Genomic DNA, 7,356 nt, shown 5'->3' with positions numbered 1-7,356 from the left:
CCTTCCTGCGCTGGGCCTCCGTCCGCCGCATGCTCCGAAAGCTATGTCAGAAAACTAAATGATCCCGGATGGACTCTTAGAAGCCCCAACCCATAACGCGCGGGCCAAATTAACCTTCAGGCGCGCAACGGTGGGAAAAGTGCGAACTGCGCTGGAACAGGCAGTGAGGGCACGTGAGGTATCAATCTGGTAGCGCTCACTTAAGCCGGGAATATCGGCTGGCTTACTTGGATCCCTAGGGGAAGAAGCGAGCTCATCACAGAGCCGCGCTGAGTCTTCCGCAAGTGCTGGCGAGGAGGCGCCGAATAAGGCCAGCAATACGACAGGCACCAACTTGGAACGCTGACCTGTAGTCATCGCCGATCCTCCTTGTTGCCCGAGAGCGTACAAGGCCATCGCCCTCGAAGCCAATTCCACTAGCTGTGCAGTCCCGGAGTATGTTGGTGCGTTTCCCCGTGACCAGGAGGACTGAACCGCCCCGGGTTTGTCGATGCCGTTTGGCGTGAGTTGCGCCGCCAGACAGGTGGCTTTGCAAGGCTCGCCGCGTCAGCCTCGGTTGGTTTCGACGATGCGCTTCACCTGCATCGGGTGCCAGATCCGGCCGCCAGCAGGCGCCTGCACGCCACGCGCGGTGAGCGCTGCGGCGAGCTCGCGCAGCGTCGTCGCGCCGGCGCGTCGCGCCGCCTCGACGTAGGGCAACACATCGGCGGCGCGGGCGCGCGATGTCCGCTGCTTCACCGCCGCCGTCGCGCGCGCCTGGTCGGGCGTGCCGGCGCGCAGGCACGGGTTGCCCAGCACCACGCCCCGCGCCTTGGCCATGGCCATGGCCAGCGCCGCGCGGGTACGTTGGCTGATCAGCCCGGCCTCGAGCTCGGCGACGGCGGCCATCTGCGTCACCAGGAATTTGCCGACCGGGCCAGCCGGTACGGTGGGCAAGTCACAGAACACCACACCCCCCTCCCCGCTGCCCTCGACCACGCCGAGCAGGAAGAGCGCGTTCCGGGCCAGCCGGTCGAGCTTGGCGATCAGCAGCGTGGCGCGCTGCGCCCGGCAGGCGGCAGGCGGCAAGCGCCGCGGCGAGCTGCGCCCGGTCGGCCCGCTTGCCGCTCTCGATCTCCTGGAACTCGGCGGCGACCGTGCCGCCGGTGGCGGCGACGTGGCGGGCCACGGCCTCGCGCTGGGCGTCGAGGCCGAGGCCGGAGCGGCCCTGACGTTCGGTGCTGACCCGGAAGTAGGCGACGTAGCGCACCGGCCCGCTCGGGCCGGCGGCGAGCGCCTGGACAGGATTCCTAGGGTCGGATGGCATATGGGGTGGGTTCTACCCCCTGCCCTGCGGGTTTGTCACGGATCCAAAGGAACGTTTGACGGTCCGTGACAAGGCTCCAGGCTGGCTACGGCATTCGCAAGAACCGTTCGCCGTCGCGCTATCGTCTGGCCGGAGTTGCGGGACCGATCAGCTGTCCCATTCGTGCAGCAGTTCCTTGACGAAAGCCGGTACGAGGCGCGTGGCGGTGCCGCGGCGCGTCTCGTCGAACAAGCTGGCGCCCTCGCTGGCTTCCAGGTTGAGTTCCACCGTGCGGGCGTGGCCGCGCACCTCGCTGACGAAGCCCGCAGCCGGGTAGACGTTGCCCGAGGTCCCGATCGAGACGAAGAGGCCGCATCCTTCGAGGGCGGCGTAGATACGGTCCGTCCAAAGCGGCTCCTCGCCGAACCAGACGACGTGCGGACGCATCCCGCCGGCGCGACCGCAATGCGGGCAGGCGGTGTCCGTGGAAAGATCCTCCACCCAAGGCACAACGGCATCGCAGCGGAGGCAGCGGGCCTTCAGCAATTCCCCATGCATGTGGACGAGGTCGCGGCTGCCAGCGCGGTCGTGCAGGTCGTCTACGTTCTGCGTCACCAGCAGCATCTCGCCTGGCCAGCAACGCTCCAATTCCGCCAATGCGAGGTGCGCGGCGTTGGGCACGACAGTCGGCTCGCGCAGGCCAGTGCGGCGGATGTTGTAAAAAGCATGCACGCGCACGGGATCACTAGCGAAGGCCTCCGGGGTAGCCACGTCCTCAATGCGCACCTTCGCCCAGATCCCGTCTGGATCCCGGAAGGTGGCCAAGCCGGACTCGCGTGAGATGCCAGCGCCGGTCAGGACCACGATGGATGGTGGGCGGCGAACAGCCATGAAGTAAGCCTCCTTGAAAAGTCGGGGGACAAAAGCGGGCCGCTCTGCGCTTCGATATTCGAGCGTTTGCCGGGCCGGCTCGCGCCGCGCGGCAGGGTGACGAGCGACGACCGTGTGGTAGCGGCCACGAACCGCCGAACATATGTCAGGCGCCCGGGTTATTCGGTCGCGTCTGGCCTGGCGATGCGCTTTTAGGGCCTGGACGCCGGAGTGATTTCCCGGTGCCGCAGGAGCTCGGCTGGCGAGGCGCCATAGTCGGGGTGGGCCAAGTTGGCGACAACAAGGCCGAGAAGCAGGAAGGCGCAGAGGGCGACGGTGGCCCAGATCCCGACCGAAGTGAGGATAACCGCAGGCCGGTTGTAGACGGCACGGCTGGCCTGCCGAGACACGAGGGCGTTGCGACCGAAGTAGGCGCGCCACCAAAGGAGAGCATAACCTGGGAAGATGAGGATCCAATAAAACAGGTTCTTCTGCTCATGCGGGACGTGGGAGTGAAGGGGGCCGTAGCGGCGTGGGCCGGGGTCGGAGCCGTACATCGGACAACCTCGCAAACCGGATGGGATATTCCACGTTGACCGACGGTCGCTGGCGTCGGCCACTGCCTCTCCGCGCTAGGCCTTGCGGGAATGGAGCCAGGGATTGCGCAACGGCGACCAGACACTGCCCGCGACGCTTCCCTGCATGCCGGTGCCGACCCGCATTCCCACCAGCTGTCTGTACGCGTCATCGCGTTCCTGGCTGACCTGCTCCAGGGCCTGCTCGGCCTTTGCCATACGCGCCTGCAGCATCCTCTCCCGATCCTCTGCCCGGCGCAGATTGGCCCGGAGCGCCTTGACCTCGGACGGCTGAGATAGACCCGCGAATAGGGTGGTGTCGCCATCCAACCCTTCGCGCATCAGCAACCGCCCTAACAGCCGTATCGCTACCAGCGCCTCTCCGTCGGGCGTCTCCGGGTGCATTGACGTCCGCAGCATCTTGGTCCACCGCTCCGCCTTCACGGCGGTCCCGTCATCGCGCGACATGGCTTTCCACCTCGAGGGTTGCAGCGTTGCGGGTCTGGTGCTCAATGCCCGCCGCGAGGAGGCAAGGAGTCTTGGCAAACTGCTTCAAAAGAAATCGTCGTCATCAGGAGGGTTGCCCAGGCCGAGTGCCCTCAGGCGCGTCCAGCTAGTTCTGCGGCTTGCCGCCTCCGGCCAGCACAGCAGCATCAGGTCGCGGAAGAGGTCAACCCAGCTCTGCCTGAGCGCGGCCTCGCCTTCACCGAGGCGCCTTCGGTACAGCAGCGAAACCTGCCTTTCGCCTGGTGTGAAGGAATACTCGACGAAGCCGCTATAGGGATCGAGGTGGCGAGGGAAGCGCCGCGGCATGGAATGAAGGACTACCGGTATGCCCCGCCGCCTCACGTCGCCCGAGCTCCAGTCGTCCTGCCACTCGATCCCGAACTCGCTGGTGAGCAGGGATAGCAGGCGCCGGTGATAGTCCCGACTATCTCGTCTCGCGCCCTCCTGGCGCAGCGACCAGTCCTCCAGAATGCTTCGGCAAAGGTGCTCGAGGGTGATCTCGTCGTTGCTTACTTTTGACAGTGTCTCCTCCATGCTGGCCGATGTTGGCGAAAGTCAGATGGGGCCACTGGCGGCCTTCTATACCCGCCTTGGGCTGACGTAGTGTGGGTCACCTCGAACATCGAAGCTGCCATCGGGTAGGTTGAAGCGTCGTGCTACCAAGTCCGGCCACGGCGGCCGCCTTAGCTGCTTGTCGGCGTAGACAACGAAGCGCCCCGCAGGGACGTAGTGGACGATGCGGCCGCGTGGCCACTCCTCGTACTCCGACCACGCTGGCGCCGTCGGCAGGCCGCGCCGGCTCAGTTCCCCTGTGCCAAGTGCAGCCAGGGCATTCCAATGATCGTAGTGGCTGCCATGTGTCAGGAAGTCGCCGTAAGGCTCAGCCTCCCTGAGGGGCACGAGGTCGGCCAGCAGCACAGGAAGCCCACTGGTCTGGGCGACTCCCCAGAAGATGCCGACGGAAGGCGCGGGTGTCGTACCCTCCTCGGCGTCATACCGCTTCAGGGTTGATCCTGGGCGGGCGCACCAGCCCTGACGTCAAGGCAACGTCGCTGCAGCGCGCGAACGTCCTCCACGGTAAAGCGCTCCGACAGTTCATGTTCGTTGTAGCGTCCATTGCGTGCTCGCCGGTCGAGCTGGTGGGTGTCGCCTCGGGTCGGGAAAAAGTGCCTGTACACATCGGTGCAGGCGGTGGCGCCCGGCGACCTCTCCCTCGGATCCATCGGCGTCTCGACCTGGTAGTTGGGAGAAATACCTTCACCTCCTTTACCAAAGCGAACTACGACATTGGTCCCGTCCGAAGAGTTTTGGACGACACATTCCATGCTCCTGAGTACGGCTCCAAAATACTCAGGGCGACAAACCTGCAGCCATGGATTCCTGCCGCGTACGTGGCAGCGCTGCCCAGCGCTTTGCGTCTGCTTTTCGGACGATTCTGGTGCTTCGTTGGCCACCTGAGTGTTGCTGAACTCTCCAATAGGCATACGCGCGCAATCGGACGCGCGGAATGGTATGGACAGTTTGCGTGGGTTGAACCGATCCACGCCATGGAAGGGCTTGAAAGTTCCTCCATGTACCGGGCACGCCCTCGAGCCGTCCTCACTTTCGAACTGCATGTTTGGCTGGGTGCCACTACCCGTGGTGCCAAGGCGAAAGTGCGTGAAGCCGGCGGCGAAACAGGCTTGAGCGGCTTTCCGAAGGTATTCTTGAGATTGGGCCACTGGGTTGTTCCCCTGCGAACCCAGAGCACCATTGCTCTGGAGCAAGGTATTCACTTGAGACGCGGAGAACTTTAGAGTCTTCACGAACACTTGATAAAAAATAACTTTTAAGGTGAGAAATCTTCGGGTTGGTGACCGCTGTGGTAGTGAGTTGGCGTTGCCCAGCCACTTCTGCACCATACTTTGCCCGATGTCCTTAGACACAGCTTGCACGCCGAAGCCGTGCCGTAGGCCAATGGGGCAGGCATGTAGGCCGTCCGGGATGTCGGCAGCGGCGAATGCCTCCTTAGCCCGCCGCAAGGCCGTCATGAGGCTCCAGGCTTAGGTCGATGCAGAATGCGGTGTCGTTCGCTGCCTGTCCGGTTTGAAACTCAAACATGTATGATAATGTCCTTTATCGGTCATATCGGATGAGGTTTGCCAGGTCTGCAAAGCCGTTGAAGAGTAAAAAATGGATGCACTCGACTTCGAAGCATTATCGGTTGATTCGGCTAATTCAGCTAGCTCCACGCTGGAGATCTCTTCCGCTCTTTGCTGTCATGTGGCGCTCAACATCGGGACCACTACTTCCCAACCACTCGCCGAGCTTGGACCAGCGGCGCCGCGCGCTGCCGTTCTTCACCGCGATCGCCAGCGCCCGGCGCTGCCCGACCAGCACCACCAAGCGCTTGCCGCGGGTGACGCCGGTGTAGAGCAGGTTGCGCGCCAGCATGGTGTAGTGCTGGGTGCTCAGCGGGATCACCACCGCCGGGTACTCTGAGCCCTGGCTCTTGTGGATCGTCGTCGCATAGGCCAGCACCAGCTCGTCCAGCTCCCCGAAGCCGTAGGCCACCGCCCTGCCCTCGAAGCTGACCACCAGCTCGGCCTCTTCCGGGTCGATTGCCGTGACCACGCCGAGGTCGCCGTTGTAGACATCCCGCTCGTAGTCGTTGGTCACCTGCATGACCTTGTCGCCGACGCCGTAGCTCCAGCCGAAGCGCTCGACCCGGAGCTCGCCGGGCGGGTTCAGCGCCTGCTGCAGGGCGATGTTCAAGGAGCGCGCACCGAGGCCGCCGCGGTTCATCGGGCAGAGCACCTGGACGTCGCGGATCGGGTCGAGGCCGAAGCGCGCCGGGATCCGGTTGCTAACCACGGCCAGCAGCTTGCGGACCCCCTCCTCCGGGTCGGCGGCCTCGACGAAGAAGAAGTCCGAGCCCTCGACCGCCTCGAGCTCGGGCATCCGGCCGGCATTGATGCGATGGGCATTGACGATCACCTGGCTGCTGGCGGCCTGGCGGAAGATCTCGGTAAGCCGCACCACCGGCAGGGCGCCGGAGCCGATGATATCGGCCAGCACCTGCCCCGGCCCGACCGAGGGCAGCTGGTCGACGTCGCCGACCAGCAGCAGCGCCGCCTCGGTCGGCAGCGCCCGCAGCAGGGCCCGCATCAGCGGCACGTCCACCATCGAGGCCTCGTCCACCACCAGCAGCTGGCAGGCCAGCGGGGTCTCCTCACCCCGCTTGAAGCCCCCGGCTTTGGGGTCGGCCTCGAGCAGGCGGTGGATGGTCCGCGCCTCCAGCCCGGTGCTCTCGCTCAGGCGCTTGGCCGCCCGCCCGGTCGGGGCGCAGAGCGCCACCTCCACCGCCTTGGCCCGGAGTACCTGCAGGATGGAGTTCACCAGGGTCGTCTTGCCCACACCCGGGCCGCCGGTGATCACCAGCACCTTGGCTTGCAGCGCCAACTGCAACGCCGCGCGCTGGCTGGGAGCCAGTGCCAGCCCGGTGCGGCCCTCGACCCAGGGGACGGCCTTGCCGGCGTCGATCGCCGGCCAGGGTGGCCGTCCCTGGGCCAGGGCTTGCAGCCGCTCGGCAATGCCCTGCTCCGCCCGGTACAGCCCGGCCAGGAAGACGCAGGGCTCGCTGGCCAGGGTATCGGCCACCACCTCGCCTGCCGCGAGCTCCAGCCCGAGCGCCTCCCGCACCAGCGCCGGCTCCACCGCCAGCAGGGTGCTGGCCAGGGTGTTCAGCTCGGCCACCGGCAGGCCGCAATGCCCCTCCCCCGTCGCCTCGGCCAGGGCGAAGGAGATGCCGGCCCGCACCCGGATCATTGCCGTCGGCGCGATGCCGAGCCTCTGGGCGACGAGGTCGGCGGTGCGAAAGCCGATGCCGCGGATGTCGCGGGCTAGGCGGTAGGGGTTGTCGGTGATGACCTGCACCGCAGTGGCGCCATAGGTCCTGAAGATCCGCACCGCCCGGGAGGTGCCGACGCCGTGGGCGTGCAGGAACAGCATGATCTCGCGGATGACCTTCTGGTCGGCCCAGCCGGCGACGATGCGGGCGGCGCGTAAGCGTCAGCCTATCACCACGGCTTGACCATCTGGTCTGAGGTTCCACGGCAGCAGGTCATCGATCCTGCTTGC

The 7,356-nt window shown here is 65.7% G+C and carries 5 protein-coding genes and 2 pseudogenes; all 7 read right to left on the bottom strand.

The features are described from left to right. Window positions 1-546: 546 nt before the first annotated feature. Window positions 547-1,068 (bottom strand): recombinase family protein, encoded by a 522-nt coding sequence (locus AC0IW9_RS29750; protein WP_471651926.1) that lies wholly within the window; start codon window positions 1,066-1,068, stop codon window positions 547-549. Window positions 1,069-1,123: 55 nt separating this feature from the next. Then, window positions 1,124-1,306 (bottom strand): annotated as a pseudogene (locus AC0IW9_RS29745) (hypothetical protein); the annotation flags it as partial. Window positions 1,307-1,453: 147 nt separating this feature from the next. After that, a complete protein-coding gene (locus AC0IW9_RS29740) occupies window positions 1,454-2,176 on the bottom strand; it encodes an NAD-dependent deacylase (protein WP_471651925.1) in 723 nt (240 codons plus the stop codon). A 611-nt stretch (window positions 2,177-2,787) separates the two neighbouring features. Beyond that, window positions 2,788-3,198 carry a hypothetical protein gene (locus AC0IW9_RS29735; RefSeq protein ID WP_471651924.1) on the bottom strand — a complete coding sequence of 137 codons (411 nt, stop codon included), beginning with the start codon at window positions 3,196-3,198 and terminating at the stop codon, window positions 2,788-2,790. Window positions 3,199-3,282: 84 nt separating this feature from the next. Beyond that, the gene (locus AC0IW9_RS29730; protein WP_471651923.1) at window positions 3,283-3,771 is read right to left on the bottom strand and encodes a hypothetical protein; all 489 of its coding nucleotides are present in this window, start codon (window positions 3,769-3,771) and stop codon (window positions 3,283-3,285) included. A gap of 467 nt (window positions 3,772-4,238) precedes the next feature. Then, window positions 4,239-5,267: a hypothetical protein gene (locus AC0IW9_RS29725; protein ID WP_471651922.1), complete on the bottom strand. Its 1,029-nt coding sequence runs from the start codon at window positions 5,265-5,267 to the stop codon at window positions 4,239-4,241. 187 nt (window positions 5,268-5,454) lie between these two features. Then, window positions 5,455-7,281: pseudogene (gene recD2, locus AC0IW9_RS29720) on the bottom strand (SF1B family DNA helicase RecD2); the annotation flags it as partial. Between the last annotated feature and the right edge of the window lie 75 nt (window positions 7,282-7,356).

The sequence above is a fragment of the Belnapia sp. AC561 genome (genome assembly GCF_979252845.1).
This window is presented reverse-complemented; position numbering and strand designations above follow the sequence as displayed.

Bases quoted from the DNA above. Each gene is read 5' to 3' on its own strand.
- AC0IW9_RS29725 (WP_471651922.1), bottom strand. From the start codon at position 5,267: ATGACGGCCTTGCGGCGGGCTAAGGAGGCATTCGCCGCTGCCGACATC.
- AC0IW9_RS29735 (WP_471651924.1), bottom strand. From the start codon at position 3,198: ATGTCGCGCGATGACGGGACCGCCGTGAAGGCGGAGCGGTGGACCAAG.
- AC0IW9_RS29730 (WP_471651923.1), bottom strand. From the start codon at position 3,771: ATGGAGGAGACACTGTCAAAAGTAAGCAACGACGAGATCACCCTCGAG.
- AC0IW9_RS29740 (WP_471651925.1), bottom strand. From the start codon at position 2,176: ATGGCTGTTCGCCGCCCACCATCCATCGTGGTCCTGACCGGCGCTGGC.